Source organism: Aeromicrobium sp. HA (assembly GCF_027171405.1).
Taxonomy (GTDB): domain Bacteria; phylum Actinomycetota; class Actinomycetes; order Propionibacteriales; family Nocardioidaceae; genus Aeromicrobium; species Aeromicrobium tamlense.
Window position 1 is genome coordinate 63083 of the sequence record NZ_CP114372.1, and the last position, 15062, is coordinate 78144.

Consider the following 15062-nt stretch of genomic DNA (forward strand, 5'->3'; position numbering starts at 1 on the left):
GTGGGCTGGCGGCCAGCATAGTGCGAGTCACTCCCGCCCCATAAGCCCCGCCCGCCACGCGTGGATCAGCTCCGGCGACGCACCGTCTCGCGCTTCTGCTCGTCCACGGCCTGCTCGTACGCCGTGACCAGCGCCTGGATCGTGAGCGGCTTGAAGCGCTCGATCATCGAGGTGATGATCTCGGGCGGCTGGCCCGACGAGGTGAGGTGCGGCCACACCTGCGTGCGGAACAGGGCGGTCAGCTCGTCGGCCAGGGCGGTGCCGTGGGCGAGGATCAGCTTGCGCGCCGCGTGCGCCGCCTCGATCGGCAGCTGGGCCTCGAGGAACCCGATGCCGACGGCCAGGTGCGCGGGCGCCAGCTTGAAGACGTCCTCGTCGGGGGTGGGCTCGATGACGCCGAGGGCGATGAGCAGCTCGAGCGCGTCGTCGGTCAGCTCGCGACCGGCCCGGCGCTCCAGCTCGGCCCGCTGGAGGGTCTCGGGCAGCTCGGGCATCCACGGCGCGAGCAGCGTGCGGTGCAGCGCCACCTGGCCGGGCGTCGCGTCGCCCGGGATCTTGTCGAGGTAGCCCTCGATGGCCTGCAGGGTGAAGCCGTGGGCCTGCAGCTCGCGGACGAGCTCGAGGCGGACGATGTGGTCGGCGCCGTAGTAGCCGTTGCGGCCCTCGCGGCGCGGCGGCGGGATCAGGCCGCGGCCGGCGTAGAAGCGCACGGTGCGCACGGACATGCCGACGCGCTCGGCCAGCTGCTCGATGCCGATCGACTCGGGGGCGTCGTTCACGTGGTCGAGAGTAGTCCCGCTCGCCCTCGCGCTGCCCTACGCTCGGGCAGGTGCAGCAGCGCCGCAGGCCGACGCGCGCCGTGATCGTGCTCGCGGCGCTCTACGTCCTGCTGCTGGCGGCCATCGGGCTGTGGCCGCGCCACGTCGACTCCGGGCTCGCCGTCCAGGACTGGCGAGTGACCTCCGCGATCGCCGACGCCCTCTCGATCTCGACCGACCGGGTCGTCGACGCGGCCGAGGTGCTGGCCAACGTCGTGTTCTTCGTTCCGGTGGGCGTCCTGGTCGCGTGGGCGCTCCCGCGCGCCTCGATCCTGGTGGCCGCCCTGCTCGGTGGCGCGGTCGCCCTCGTCATCGAGATCGCGCAATGGCAGGGACCGATCGACCGCACCGCCTCGGTGCTCGACGTGGCCGCCGACGTGGTGGGCGCGGTGCTCGGCTTCGCCGCGATGCGCGCGGCCGCGGGCGGCTCGCGACTGGCCCGGACGGGCTCCTGGGCGCTCGCGGTGGTCACCGTGGGGGTCCTCGCGGTGCTCCTGACCGGGCTCGTCGTGTCCGGATCCTGACCGGCAAGTCAGGCATGGATCGATCTTCGCCCGGGTGGAATACTGGGGGTATGTGGCGACTCTGACAGTAATGGTGTCAGAATCATCGCCAACGCTTCCACCGGCTGTGAGGACATCCATGACCGAGGCATTCATCTACGACGCCATCCGTACCCCGCGCGGGCGCGGCAAGAAGAACGGGTCGCTCCACGAGGTCAAGCCGATCTCGCTGGTCACCGGCCTGCTCGACGAGATCAAGGTGCGCAACCCCGACCTCGACCCGAACCAGGTCGACGACGTCGTCCTCGGCGTCGTGTCGCCCGTCGGCGACCAGGGTGCCGACATCGCCCGCACCGCCGTGCTGGCCGCCGGCTTCGGCCAGCAGGTCGCCGGCGTGCAGCTCAACCGCTTCTGCGCCTCGGGCCTGGAGTCGGTCAACCAGGCCGCCTCGCGCGTCAAGTCCGGCTGGGAGGACCTCATCATCGCCGGCGGCGTCGAGTCGATGAGCCGCGTGCCCATGGGCTCCGACGGCGGCGCCTGGGCGATGGACCCCAAGACCTCGCTCGACACCGGCTTCGCGCCCCAGGGCATCGGCGCCGACCTGATCGCCACCATCGAGGGCTACAGCCGCGAGGACGTCGACACGTTCGCCGCCGAGTCGCAGGCGCGTGCCGCGAAGGCGATCGCCAACGGGTACTTCGACAAGTCGATCGTGCCGGTCCGCGACCTCAACGGCCTGACCGTCCTCGACCACGACGAGTTCGTCCGCGAGGGCACCACCGTCGAGTCGCTCTCGGGCCTCAAGCCCTCGTTCGCCGACATCGGCGACCTGGGCGGCTTCGACGCCGTCGCGCTTCAGCGCTACGTCGACGTCGACCAGATCAACCACGTCCACCACGCCGGCAACAGCTCGGGCATCGTCGACGGCGCCTCGCTGGTCCTGATCGGCAACGAGAACGCCGGCGCCCGCCACGGCCTCACGCCGCGCGCCCGCATCGTCTCGACCGCCGTCATCGGCTCCGAGCCCACGATCATGCTGACGGGCCCCGGCCCCGCCTGCCGCAAGGCGCTGGACAAGGCCGGCCTGTCGATCGAGGACATCGACCTGCTCGAGATCAACGAGGCGTTCGCCGCCGTCGCGCTCAAGCTCATGCGCGACCTCGACGACTTCCCGCACGACCGCACCAACGTCAACGGCGGCTCGATCGCGATGGGCCACCCGCTGGGTGCCACCGGCGCGATGATCCTGGGCACCCTCGTCGACGAGCTCGAGCGTCGCGAGAAGCGCTACGGCCTGGCCACGCTGTGCATCGGCGGCGGCATGGGCATCGCGACCATCGTCGAGCGCATCTGACCTCCCGACCCGAGACCCGAGAAGGAATACGTATGACTGCAACCGACGCGGTGCGCTACGAGGTCGAGAACGGCATCGTCACCCTGACGATCGACGACCCGAGCCAGAGCGCCAACACGATGAACGAGACCTACCGCGCTTCCATGGAGGCCGCGGTGAACCGTCTCGCCGACGAGATCGCCCAGGACGCCGACGCCATCAAGGGCGTCGTCGTCACCAGCGCGAAGAAGACCTTCTTCGCCGGCGGCGACCTCAAGCTGATGACCCAGGCCACCCCGGCCGACGCGCAGGCGCTGTTCGACAACGTCGAGTCGATCAAGGCCACGCTGCGCAAGCTCGAGACGCTGGGCAAGCCGGTCGTCGCGGCGATCAACGGCGCTGCCCTCGGCGGCGGCCTGGAGATCGCCCTGGCCTGCCACCACCGCATCGCGGCCGAGGGCCGCTACGAGATCGGCCTGCCCGAGGTCACCCTCGGCCTGCTGCCCGGCGGTGGCGGCGTCACCCGCACCACCCGGATGTTCGGCATCCAGGACGCGCTCATGAACGTCCTGCTGCAGGGCCAGCGCAACAAGCCCGAGAAGGCGCTCAAGATCGGCCTGATCGACGAGATCGTGCCGGCCGACGAGCTGATCTCGAAGGCCCGCGCCTGGGTCGAGGCGAACGCCGGCGACGAGGACGCGGCCAAGCAGCCGTGGGACCGCCCCGGTCACAAGATCCCCGGCGGCACGCCCAGCAACCCGAAGCTGGCGGCCTTCCTGCCCAGCTTCCCGGCGAACCTGAAGAAGCAGCTCAAGGGTGCGCCGTACATCGCGCCGCGCCACATCATGAGCGCCGTCGTCGAGGGCGCCCAGGTCGACTTCGACACGGCCAGCCGGATCGAGTCGCGTTACCTGGTCAACCTGCTCATCGGCCAGCAGTTCAAGAACATGACGCAGGCATTCTTCTTCGACCTCGGCGCCATCAACGCCGGTGGCTCGCGCCCCGACGGCATCGCCGAGCGCAAGGCCGAGAAGCTGGCCATCCTGGGCGCCGGCATGATGGGCGCGGGCATCGCCTACGAGGCGGCGCGCGCGGGCATCGAGGTCGTCCTGAAGGACGTCAGCGTCGAGGCCGCCGAGAAGGGCAAGGGCTACTCCGAGGGCCTGCTGGCCAAGCAGGTCCAGCGCGGTCGCCTCACCGAGGAGAAGAAGGCCGAGATCCTCGGCCGGATCCACCCGACCGCCGACTACGCCGATCTCGCCGGCTGCGACTTCGTCGTCGAGGCCGTCTTCGAGTCGGTCGAGCTCAAGCACAGCGTGTTCGGCGAGCTCGAGCCGATCGTCAACGGCGACGCGCTCCTGGGCTCGAACACCTCCACGCTGCCCATCACGACCCTCGCCGAGGGCGTGCAGCGGCCGGAGGACTTCATCGGCATCCACTTCTTCAGCCCCGTGGACAAGATGCAGCTCGTCGAGATCATCGTGGGCGAGAAGACCTCCGACGAGGCCCTCGCACGCGCGATCGACTTCACGAAGCAGATCCGCAAGATCCCGATCGTCGTCAACGACAGTCGCGGCTTCTTCACCTCGCGCGTGTTCGGCACGCTCGTGATGGAGGGCGTCGAGATGCTGGCCGAGGGCGTCGACCCGGTCGTCATCGAGCGTGCCGCGCAGCTCGCGGGCTTCCCGGGCCAGCCGCTCGCGATGTCCGACGAGGTCTCGCTCACGCTGCAGCAGAAGATCGAGGGCGAGGCCCGCAAGGCCGCCGCGGCCGAGGGCAAGGAGCTGCCCGTCACGCCCGCGTCCGAGGTCGTCAACCAGCTCGTCGAGCTCGGTCGCCCGGGCAAGGCCGGCGGTGCCGGCTTCTACGAGTACCCGGAGGGCGGCAAGAAGTACCTGTGGCCCGAGCTGTGGAACCTGTTCGTCAAGGACGACGTCGACGTGCCGCTCGAGGACATCGAGGAGCGCCTGACGTTCATCATGGCGATCGAGACGGTCCGCTGCTTCGAGGAGGGCGTCATCCGCCAGGTGGCCGACGCCAACATCGGCTCCATCTTCGGGATCGGCTTCCCGCCGGTCCACGGTGGCGCGCTGCAGTACGTCAACGGCTACGTGGCCGCGAACGGTGAGATCGGCATCAAGGCCTTCACCGAGCGCGCGCAGGAGCTGGCCGAGAAGTACGGCGAGCGCTTCAGCCCGCCGGCCCTGCTGCTGGAGAAGGCCGAGAAGGGCGAGAAGTTCGCCTGATCGACGCTTCTGCCGCACGACGCCCCGGTCCGCTCGGACCGGGGCGTCGTCGCGGAGGGGTCAGACCGCGCCGTCCTTGGCCAGCACCGCGCGGACGGTGCGGGTGAGGATCTGCAGGTCGCCCATGAGGGTCCAGTTCTCGACGTAGTGCATGTCCAGCGCGATGGCCTCGTCCCACGAGAGGTTCGAGCGGCCCGAGACCTGCCACAGTCCGGTCATGCCGGGGCGCACGCGCAGGCGGCGCAGGGCGGCACGGTCGTAGAGGGCCACCTCGCCCTCGCGCTGGGGCCGCGGGCCCACGAGGCTCATGTCGCCGCGGATCACGTTGAGCAGCTGGGGCAGCTCGTCGATGGAGTAGCGACGGATGAAGCGCCCGACCCGGGTGGTCCGGGGATCGTCCTCGACCTTGAACAGCGGCCGGTCGGCGGTGCCCTGCTCCTCGAGCAGCCGGGCCAGCTCGGCGTCGGCGCCCACCCGCATCGAGCGGAACTTGATCATCTGGAAGGGCGCGCCGTCGCGGCCCACGCGCTCCTGGCGGTAGAAGACGGGTCCGGGGCTCGACAGCCTGATCGCCAGCGCGGTCACCACGAAGAGCGGTGAGGTCGCGATCAGCAGTGCCGCCGCGCCGCACCAGTCGAAGACGAGCTTGGGCCAGTTGCCGGCCTCGGCGTACTGCGGCTCCTTCACGGCGACGAGTGGCATCCCCGCCACCTCGCGCATGCTGATGCGCGAGCCGGCCACGGCCAGCAGGTTGGGGGACAGCAGCATCTCGATGCCTGCGGCCTCGAGGTCCCACGTGAGGTCGCGGAGGCCGTGGTGCCCGAGCTCGTCGGTGGCCGACACGATCACCGCGTCGGCGCCGGACAGGTGGACGGCCGACTGCAGTGAGCGCGCCCGTCCCATGACCGGGATGAACTGTTGGCCCACGCGCAGCCACTGGCTCTCGGTGGCGTCGGCGGGTCGCCACACGCCGGTCACCCGCAGGCCCTCGGCGGGGTGCTGCGAGAACCAGCCGGCGATCTCGCGGGCGTTGTCGGGCAGTCCGACCACGAGGACGTTCTCGACGAAGCGGCCGCGCAGCACCTGGCGGCGGCGCCAGCGCCGCCACGCCCGCCGCGTGAGCAGCAGTCCCAGCAGGCCGCAGGGGAACGCGAGCGCGAGGTAGCCGCGCGAGAGGTTGAACTCGAGCAGCACGGCGACGATCGCGATGACGCCGAAGACGGTGACGGTGGCGTGCACGATGCGCTGGTACTCCGCGGCGGAGCCCATGACGTTCCGCTCCCGGGTGCCGGCGAGCCGCAGCGCGAGCCACCAGCCGAGCGCGAGGAGGATGCCGAACTTCGTGTAGCCCAGACCGAACTGCGCGTCGATCTGGTCGGCCTGGCGACCGAGCCAGGCGTACTCGGAGGAGAAGATCACCACGAGCAGGACGAGCAGGTCGGTGGCGGCCACGCGACGGACGTACTGGCGGCGCGTCGCACTGAGTCCCTCGGGTCGCAGGAGGCGCTGGATCGCGTCCTCCGCACGGGCCACGGGAGCGAGTCCGGAACGTCGCCGGAAAGTCACTCCTGTCACACCAGAACCATCAGTCGTCACGCCGCGAAGCACCCCCTCGTCCCGATCCGAGGACGACTCCCCGGGTACACCTGCCAAGAAAACCATTCGACAGACCTGTAAGTAAACACTTACATTTGGTGTGCGTCACCATTCCGCTGGCCGCTTCGAGGGGAAACACGACATGGCTGCCCGACTGATTCGCCCACTCTCGTACCTGCTCGGCCTCGGGGCGCTCGCCCTGCTGGCCCTCGCCGGCCCCGCCTCCTCGGAGGGCTACGGCGATCCCGTGATCGTGCCCGACGGAGGTGACTCCACGGTCGAGGTCGTCCCCGGCGAGGACTTCACCGTGTCGTTCTCCTCCAACGTCGAGTGCGCCTGGTCGGCCCGCTTCAACGGCACGACGGCGCCCGGCTCGGTCGACTTCGACTACTCCGCCACCTTCTCGGCGCCCACCGAGCCCGGCACGTACACCGGCCGCGTCGTGTGCCGCTACTCGACGGAGGGCCCGTTCCGGCCAGTCTCCTTCAGCGAGGACGCCACGTGGGCCGCCACGCGCGACCAGACCACGACGCAGACCTTCACGGTCGTCGTGGCGGGCGACGCCGGTGACGCGGGCGACGACGCCGCCGACGAGACCCCGGCCAGCGCCGACAACGGCGCCCTGGCCGACACGGGCGGCTCGAACTGGCAGCTGCTCGCGCTCGGTGGCGCCCTGGTCGTGATCGGCGGCGGCGTCGCCGTCGTCGCGGCCCGACGCCGCACGTCCGCCTGACCGCGGTGAGAGGGACGGCGGGCCGGACGCGACGGCGCGCCGACCTCGCGGTGCGGCCATGAGGCGCACCTCGCGGAGGTCGGCCGTCGTCTGGCTGTCCGTCGGCTTCGGCCTGGCGGTCGCCGGACTCGCGGTGGTGCCGCTGGCCCTGGAGGCCAAGGACGTGGCGTCGAGCCTGCTGCGCGCCCAGGACCAGGCGGTCGCCCTCAAGGACCAGATGGCCTCCGGCGAGGCCGAGGCGGCCGCAGCGACCCTCGAGCGGCTGCAGGCCAGCGCGTCGCACGCGCACCGTACGAGCAGCGGCGGCCGGTGGGACGCGGCGGCGAAGGTGCCGTGGCTGGGCCGCAACGTCGAGGCGGTGCAGGTCACGTCCGCCTCGATCGACGACATCGCCACGCGCGGGCTGCCCCCGCTCGTGGAGGCCGGCTCGACGCTGTCCGTGCAGAGCTTCAAGCCGCGCGACGGGCAGGTCGACGTGGAGGCGCTGGCCACCCTCGCTCCTGCCGTCACCGAGGCGAGCCGGGTGCTGGCCGAGAACGCCGACGACATCCGCGCGATCGACGCCGAGGGCCTGCTGGGCCCGCTCGTCCGGCCGGTGCTCGACCTCCAGCGCCAGGTCGACGACGCCGACCGTGCCGCCGACGCGGCCGGCCGCGTCATGCGCCTGGCGCCCGCCGCGCTGGGCGCGACCGGGGAGCAGCACCTGCTGCTGGTGTTCCAGACCAACGCCGAGATCCGCTCGACCGGTGGCCTCGCGGGCGTCTTCGTCCTGCTCACCACGAAGGACGGCAGGATCACCCTGTCGGCGCAGGCGGCCTCGGGCGAGCTCAACCTCGCGGCCGACGGCACCCGGCAGGCCGACGCGCGGCTGACCCGCGAGGAGCGCGCGGCGTTCGGCACGATCATGGGGCACGACGTGCGCTCGACGAACATCTCGCCCGACTTCCCGCGCGTGGCCCGGATCTGGGCCGACCGCGCCGAGCGGGCCTTCGGCGAGGACGTCGACGGTGTCGTCAGCCTCGACGCCGTGGCGATGTCCTACGTCCTGCGGGGCGTCGGCACGGTCAAGGTCGAGGGTGGACCCTCCCTCACGGCCGACAACGCCGTCCAGCGCCTGCTGCACGGTGTCTACGTCGACTTCGAGGACCCGTCCGCGCAGGACGCCTACTTCGAGTCCGCCACCGGACGCACCTTCGAGGCCGTCATGAACGGGCGCGGCGACTGGACGCGCATCGTCTCGGCCCTGTCCGAGGCCGCCTCCGAGCGTCGCCTGCAGGTGTGGTTCCGCGAGGACGACAGCCAGCAGGTCATCGCCGACACCGCCGTGGCCGGCCGGGTCGCGCAGGACGACGACACGCCGCACATCGGCCTCTACGTCACCGACGCGGCGCAGTCGAAGATGCAGTGGTTCCTGCGCTACGACACCCGCGCGAAGGCCACCACGTGCCGCGCCGACCGCAGCCAGGTCGTGCTGGTCACCACGTCGTTCCGCAACCAGTTCAGCGGCGATCCCGAGGAGTCGCCCTGGTACGTCACCGGGCGCGGCACCCGCACCGCCAAGGGCAACCAGCTGCTGACCTACCGGCTCCTCGCGCCGCGTGGCGGCCGGGTCGTGGGCTTCACGATCGACGGGCAGGAGCGTCCGCTGGCCTCGAGCGACGTCACGTACGAGGGTCGCGCGGTCCAGTACGGCACCCTCACGATCCCGCCGGGCGACGAGATCTCGGTGACCTGGCGCGTGCAGACCGCAGCGGGCGCCGACGGCGACGCCCGCTACTTCGAGACGCCGGGGATCGACACCTCGAGCAACGACGTCAGGGTGCCGAGCGCATGTCGCCGGTCCTAGGAACGGACGCGCTGGAGCGCGGACGCGATCGACGCCACCGCGGCCTCGATCCGCGTGGCGACCTCGGCGTGCACCTGCTCGGAGCGGCCGATCGGGTCGACGAGGTCCACGTCGACGGGGCCCTGCGACCGGCGTGCGGCGGCGTCCGCCACGAGCTCGGCGACGCTGTCGGCCTCCGCGTCCTCGACCAGTCCCGCCAGCTCGAGCGCCGTGAAGGTGCGGCGCAGCGCCCGCGGGTCGAGGTCGAGCACCTCGGCGCGGTGCGCCCGCGTGGCGGTGAGCACGAGGTCGGACTCCGCGACGAGCTCACGCGTGAGCTGCCGCGCGGCGTGCTGCGGCACGTCGAGGCCGCGGCGGCGCAGCTGTTCGGCCGAGTCGGGGTCGATCGGACGGCCCACGGGCGCGCGCACCCCGGCGCTCGTCACCTCGAAGCCGGGCCCGAGCCGCTGGCCCAGCATCGCCTCGATCACCGGCGAGCGGCACACGTTCGCCGTGCACACGACCAGGATCCGGGGGCTCACGCGCAGGAGCCTACTGCCGATCGTCTTCCCACTCGGAGGCCCACATGGAGTTGAAGGACTACCTGCGCATCGCGCGGGAGCGGTGGCTGCTGATCACCGTCGTGGCCGTCCTGACGGTCGCGGCGGCAGGCTTCTACACGGTCTCGGTGACGCCGCAGTACCAGTCGACGGCGCGCCTGTTCGTCAAGACGCCCCAGAGCGCCGACGGCGGCGAGCTGCAGCAGGGCGGTCAGTTCAGCCAGCAGCGCGTGAAGTCGTACGCGACCCTCATCAAGGGCGAGGAGGTCGCCAGCCGCGTCGTCGAGAAGCTCGGCCTGGACGAGACGCCGCAGGACCTCATGGAGCGGATCGACACGAGCATCGAGCTCGACACGGTCGTGCTGTCGGTCTCGGTCACGGACCCGTCGCCCGAGCGCGCCCAGGAGCTGACCCAGACGGTCGCGGAGGCGTTCGCCGGGTACGTCCGCGAGCTGGAGACGCCCGACGGTCAGCAGGAGGCTCCCGTCAAGGCCTCGATCGTCGACCGGGCCACGGTGTCGGGCTCGCCCGTGTCGCCGCAGCCCGCGCGCAACCTCGGCATCGCGCTGCTGCTGGGCCTGCTGCTCGGGTACGGCCTCGCCGTCCTGCGCGAGCTGATGGACAACCGCATCACGTCGCAGGAGGACATCACCGCGGTGTCGGGTCGCGAGGTGCCGGTCCTCGGCGACATCCACTTCGACCGCGACGCCGTGAAGCAGCCGCTCGTGCGCGGACGGTCGGGACACGATCCGCGCGTCGAGGCGTTCCGCGTGCTGCGGACGAACCTGCAGTTCATCGACGCCGGCGCCGCCAACCGGTGCTACGTCGTCACCAGCGCCGTGCCGTCGGAGGGCAAGTCGACCACGGCGGCCAACCTCGCCCAGGTCATCGCCGACAACGGCCAGCGCGTGCTGCTGGTCGAGGCCGACCTGCGCCGCCCGAAGCTCGCCGAGTACCTCAAGCTGGAGGGCAGCGTCGGCGTCACGACGATCCTGCTCGGCCGCGTCGAGCCCGAGGACGCGATCCAGAAGGTCGGCGGCACGCTCGACCTGCTCCCCTCGGGACGGATCCCCCCGAATCCCGCCGAGCTGCTCGGCTCGGCCGCGATGCTGAAGCTGCTCGACCGGCTGCGGCTGGACTACGACGTGGTCCTCGTCGATGCGCCGCCGCTGCTGCCCGTCACCGACGCGGCGCCGCTCGCCGCCGCCACCGACGGCGCGATCATGGTGATCAGGCACGGCTCGACGACGACCGACCAGTACGCCTCCGCCCTGGACCGGCTCGCCAGCGTCGACGCCCGGCTGTGCGGTGCGGTGGTGACGATGTCGCCGAAGCCGCGCAAGCGCCGGCGGGGCTACGGATACGGATACGGCTATGGCTACGGGTACGGCTACGAGCCCGAGACCACCCGGCGCGCGCGCAAGCGGTCGCTGCTGGGGAGCCGCGGTTCCAGCGCGGACCGATGATGTGACGTTCGCGATGTCAGGCGCGTTCGGCATGCGCGAGGAGGGGTCGGGTGTCTACCGTCGGTGACATGGCCTCCCTCGTCCTGCGCGACCGCGAGATCAGCGTCGCCGTCGCGCTCCACGGGGCGGAGCCCGTCTCGATCCGCGACGAGGACGACCACGAGTACCTGTGGTCGGGCGAGGATCCGTGGCGGCGCCACGCCCCCGTGCTGTTCCCCGTGATCTGCCGGGTGCCGGACGACCGTGTCCGCGTGGGCGACCGCACCTACCCGATGCCGCAGCACGGCTTCGCCCGCGACCGCGAGTGGTCGGTCGTCGACAGCGGCCACGACCGGGCCTCGCTCGTGCTCGTCGCCGACGACGAGACCCGCGAGCACTACCCGTACGACTTCGCCCTCGCGGTGACCTACGTGGTCGAGGGGCGCAGCCTCTCGGTGCACTACACGGTCGAGAACCGGGGCGACGTGCCGATGCCGTTCGACCTCGGCTCGCACCCCGCGTTCGTGTGGCCGATCGAGGACGACCAGCCGCGGTCGATGCATCAGGTGCGGTTCGACGAGCCCGAGACCGCGCCCGCGCGCCGCGTCGTGGACAACCTGCTCACCGACGAGCGCTTCGACAACCCCGCGTGGGACCGCGTCGTCACGCTCAACGACTCGTGGTTCACCGAGGGCGCCGTGATCCTGCCCGAGGTCGCCAGCCGCGGCCTCGTCTACTCCTCGGGCGCCGGCCGCCAGGTCCGCCTCACGTGGACGGGCTTCACCGGCATCACCCTGTGGTCGGTGCCGGGCGCCCGCTTCGTCTGCATCGAGCCGTGGCGCGGCCGTCCGGCCCCGGCCGACTACGTGGGCGAGCTCGCCGGCAAGCCGGGCGTCGCCGTCGTGGCCCCCGGCGGCCGCGAGGAGCTCTCCTACGCGATCGAGCTGCTCTGACCCCTCAGCGGGCGTCGTCCGTGGCGGTCTGCCCGAGCCGGGCGTGGCGGCGGCCGTAGACGACGTAGATGACCACGCCGAGCGCCATCCAGATGAGGAAGCGCTCCCACGTCAGCAGCGACAGGTTCAGCATCAGCCAGATGCACGTCAGGATCGACGCGCCGGCGACGAGCGGCGCGAAGGGCACCTTGAACGCGCGCTCCAGGTCGGGCCGCGTGCGACGCAGGATCAGCACGCCCGCCGAGACCAGCGCGAACGCGAACAGCGTGCCGATGCTGACCAGGTGGCTCAGCTCGGCCAGCGGCACGAAGCCGGCGAGGATCGCCACGAACGCCGTGGTGATGATCGTGATCCGGTAGGGCGTCCCGAAGGTGGGGTGCACCTTCGCCAGTCCGCGCGGCAGCAGCCCGTCGCGGCACATCGCGAAGAGGATGCGTGACTGGCCCAGCAGCAGCACGAGGATCGTCGTGGTCATGCCGGCGACGGCGCCCAGCGAGATGAGGTTGGCGGCCCAGTCGATGCCGTTGGCCGAGAAGGCCTCGGCCAACGGGGCGCCGGTGTTCATGCGGTCGTCGGTGTAGGGCAGCATCCCGGTGATCACGAACGACACGGCCATGTAGAGCACGGTGCAGATCAGCAGCGAGCCGAGGATGCCGCGCGGCACGTCGCGCTGCGGGTTCTTGGTCTCCTCGGCCGTCGTGGCCACCACGTCGAAGCCGATGTAGCTGAAGAACACCACCGACGCTGCGGCGATGATGCCCATGACGCCGAACGCGGTGGGCGCCATGCCGAAGACCGCCTGGATGAGCGGCTGGTCGGCGCCCTTCTCCAGCTCCTGCTTCTGGGCGTCGGGGATGAAGGGCGTGTAGTTCGCGGCCTTGATGAAGAACAGGCCTGCGACGACGACGAACAGCACGACCGAGACCTTGATGAGCACGAAGACGCTCGTGACCGAGCTGGACAGCTTGGTGCCCGCGATGACGAGGAACGACAGCAGCACGACGATGCCGATCGCGGCGACGTCGACCACGGCCTCGTCGCCAGCGATCTGCGTGGGCAGCTCGAGCAGCTCCTGCAGGTAGCCCGACCAGCCGCGCGCCACGACGGCAGCGCCGAGGGCCAGCTCCAGCAGCAGGTCCCAGCCGATGATCCACGCGATGAACTCGCCGAGGGTGGCGTAGCTGAACGTGTACGCGCTGCCCGCCACGGGGACGGTCGCCGCGAACTCGGCGTAGCAGAGGGCGGCGAGGGCGCACACCGCTCCCGCGATGAGGAAGCTGATGACGATCGCGGGACCCGCGTGGTTATGGGCCTCCTGGCCGGTCAGCACGAAGATGCCGGTGCCGATGATGACGCCGACGCCGAAGACCATGAGGTCCTTGGCGCTGAGGTCCCGGCGGAGCTGGTGCTCCGGCTCGTCGGTCTCCGCGATCGACTGCTCGATGCTCTTCGTCCGGAACAGGCTCATGGCCCTGACTCTGGACCCGCGCGGGCTGCCCGGCAAGTGGGGCCTCGACGAACGAGCCCGCCGAGACCGCGGGGGTCTCGGCGGGCTCGGCCCGGGGGACGGCTCAGCGGGTCGGCACGCCGTCCTCGTAGAGGCGCGGGATCGCGTGGTTCGCGACGAACACGCCCTCGGGGTCGACCGCCGAGCGGATCGCGGCCAGCCGGAGCCACGCGTCGTCGGCGTAGCCCGTGCGGGCGTCGGTCGGCTCCTCGGCGAAGTTGAGGTACGACCGTCCGTTCGTCCACGGCCCGAGGGCCGCCACCGCCTGCTCGCCGAGCGCGGCCACCATCGCGGCCAGCTCGGGCGTGGGCGCGATGCCGCCGCAGATGAAGGCGAACTCGCCCTCGAGGTGCGTCAGCACGCCGCCGCCCTCGTGAGGACGTCCCACGGCACCGCCGAGCTGGCGCAGCTCGGCCACCATGAGCGGCGTCTCGACGCCGGGGCCGAAGAGCGCCAGGAACGCGTCGGCCCCTGCGTCGTCGAGCTCACGCAGCATCGTCGAGCGCATGACGCCCGGAGCGGGCTCCTCCGGGTCCATGTGCAGGTGCACGAGGGTCTCGGTGGGCACCCGGCCGAACGTGTCGAGCTCGGGCTCCAGCGCCCGCAGGGGCGCGAGGACGTCGGCGGCGCGCTCGTCATCGGCCATGACGGCGCCGTCGATCACGACGATCGTGCGGCCGCGGACGAAGTCGGGCATCTCGGGGATCGGGGGGATCCTCATGATGCGGAACGACGTCGTCACCTCGTCGGGGGCCACGGGGGCCCAGGCACGCCACATGTCCAGCACGCGCGGCGCCATCTCGACGTCCCACATCATCATCCCGGCGTACGCGGTGCTGAAGTCGTACGCGCGGAACTCCAGTGCCGTGACGATGCCGAAGTTGCCGCCGCCGCCGCGGACGGCCCAGAACAGCTCGGTGTTCGTCTGCTCGTCGGCGCGCACGAGGTCGCCGTTCGCCAGCACGATCTCGACGGCCGTGAGGCTGTTCGTCGCCAGGCCCAGCCGGCGGGCGTACCAGCCCATGCCGCCGCCGAGGCTGTAGCCGGCGATGCCGACGTCGACGGACGAGCCGTGCAGGACGGTGAGGCCGTGCTCGGCGGCCGCCTTCACGGCCGGCAGCCAGACGGTGCCGCCGCCGACGCGGACGAGGCGTCGCTCGGGATCGACGCTCACGTCGCACAGCTCGCTCGTGCGGACGATGACGACGTCGTCGAGGCCACCGGCCACGAGGGGCCCGGCGTTGTGGCCCGTGCTCTGCGGTGCGACCCGCAGGCCGGCGGCGTGGGCGGCGCGGACGATCCGGGCGACCTCGTCGGCGTCGCGAGGGAGGGCGACGGCGGCGGGACGCTGGTCGACGGCGAGGTTCCAGGCGGATCGTGCCGCGTCGTACCCGGGGTCGCCGGGGAGGTGGACGGCTCCGCCGATCAGCCCGCGCAGGCGGTCGGCCGGGCGGTCGAGCTGGTCGAGGGTCTCGTGGATGGACACGGTGGTGCTCCTAGTTTCTGTCGGTGTTTCCGGTCCCCGAGAGCATCGGCCGGAGCG

The 15062-nt window shown here is 71.5% G+C and carries 12 protein-coding genes; 7 read left to right on the plus strand and 5 right to left on the minus strand.

The annotated features are described in order from the left end of the window. Positions 1 to 65: 65 nt before the first annotated feature. Positions 66 to 779 carry a MerR family transcriptional regulator gene (locus tag O3S82_RS00260; RefSeq protein ID WP_269304608.1) on the minus strand — a complete coding sequence of 238 codons (714 nt, stop codon included), beginning with the start codon at positions 777 to 779 and terminating at the stop codon, positions 66 to 68. 50 nt (positions 780 to 829) lie between these two features. Between O3S82_RS00260 and O3S82_RS00265 the strand changes: the two genes are divergently transcribed. The 3 genes from O3S82_RS00265 (at position 830) to O3S82_RS00275 (ending at position 4900) form a co-directional block, all read left to right on the plus strand. Further along, complete coding sequence (locus tag O3S82_RS00265) at positions 830 to 1342, plus strand: VanZ family protein (RefSeq protein WP_269304610.1); 513 nt, start codon at positions 830 to 832, stop codon at positions 1340 to 1342. 118 nt (positions 1343 to 1460) lie between these two features. Further along, complete coding sequence (locus O3S82_RS00270; protein ID WP_179427161.1) at positions 1461 to 2675, plus strand: acetyl-CoA C-acetyltransferase; 1215 nt, start codon at positions 1461 to 1463, stop codon at positions 2673 to 2675. A 32-nt stretch (positions 2676 to 2707) separates the two neighbouring features. Beyond that, positions 2708 to 4900, plus strand: a complete 2193-nt coding sequence (locus tag O3S82_RS00275; protein WP_269304613.1) for a 3-hydroxyacyl-CoA dehydrogenase NAD-binding domain-containing protein — start codon at positions 2708 to 2710, stop codon at positions 4898 to 4900. Positions 4901 to 4960: 60 nt separating this feature from the next. On the opposite strand, the gene O3S82_RS00280 is transcribed toward O3S82_RS00275, so the two are convergent. Continuing rightward, positions 4961 to 6433, minus strand: a complete 1473-nt coding sequence (locus O3S82_RS00280) for a sugar transferase (protein ID WP_269304614.1) — start codon at positions 6431 to 6433, stop codon at positions 4961 to 4963. Positions 6434 to 6638: 205 nt separating this feature from the next. Here O3S82_RS00280 and O3S82_RS00285 point away from each other — a divergent pair, with 205 nt between their 5' ends. Together O3S82_RS00285 and O3S82_RS00290 are read left to right on the plus strand one after the other, a co-directional pair. Further along, entirely contained in the window at positions 6639 to 7229 is a 591-nt protein-coding gene (locus tag O3S82_RS00285; RefSeq protein ID WP_269304616.1) for an LPXTG cell wall anchor domain-containing protein, read from the plus strand. 58 nt (positions 7230 to 7287) lie between these two features. Further along, positions 7288 to 9075, plus strand: coding sequence for a DUF4012 domain-containing protein (locus O3S82_RS00290; protein WP_269304618.1), 1788 nt, complete (start codon positions 7288 to 7290; stop codon positions 9073 to 9075). Here O3S82_RS00290 and O3S82_RS00295 read toward each other — a convergent pair. Next, the gene (locus O3S82_RS00295) at positions 9072 to 9596 is read right to left on the minus strand and encodes an arsenate reductase/protein-tyrosine-phosphatase family protein (RefSeq protein ID WP_269304620.1); all 525 of its coding nucleotides are present in this window, start codon (positions 9594 to 9596) and stop codon (positions 9072 to 9074) included. The genes O3S82_RS00290 and O3S82_RS00295 overlap by 4 nt on opposite strands. A 44-nt stretch (positions 9597 to 9640) precedes the next feature. Between O3S82_RS00295 and O3S82_RS00300 the strand changes: the two genes are divergently transcribed. Then, positions 9641 to 11080: a polysaccharide biosynthesis tyrosine autokinase gene (locus O3S82_RS00300; RefSeq protein ID WP_269304622.1), complete on the plus strand. Its 1440-nt coding sequence runs from the start codon at positions 9641 to 9643 to the stop codon at positions 11078 to 11080. Between the two features lie 68 nt (positions 11081 to 11148). Next, positions 11149 to 12012, plus strand: coding sequence for an aldose 1-epimerase family protein (locus tag O3S82_RS00305; RefSeq protein ID WP_269304624.1), 864 nt, complete (start codon positions 11149 to 11151; stop codon positions 12010 to 12012). Positions 12013 to 12016: 4 nt separating this feature from the next. Here the strand turns inward: O3S82_RS00305 and O3S82_RS00310 are convergent, their stop codons facing one another. Both O3S82_RS00310 and O3S82_RS00315 read right to left on the minus strand, forming a co-directional pair. Next, on the minus strand, positions 12017 to 13480 hold the full coding sequence (locus O3S82_RS00310; RefSeq protein WP_179427126.1) for an amino acid permease: 1464 nt from the start codon (positions 13478 to 13480) through the stop codon (positions 12017 to 12019). A gap of 103 nt (positions 13481 to 13583) precedes the next feature. Further along, positions 13584 to 15005 (minus strand): FAD-binding oxidoreductase, encoded by a 1422-nt coding sequence (locus O3S82_RS00315; RefSeq protein ID WP_269304627.1) that lies wholly within the window; start codon positions 15003 to 15005, stop codon positions 13584 to 13586. Between the last annotated feature and the right edge of the window lie 57 nt (positions 15006 to 15062).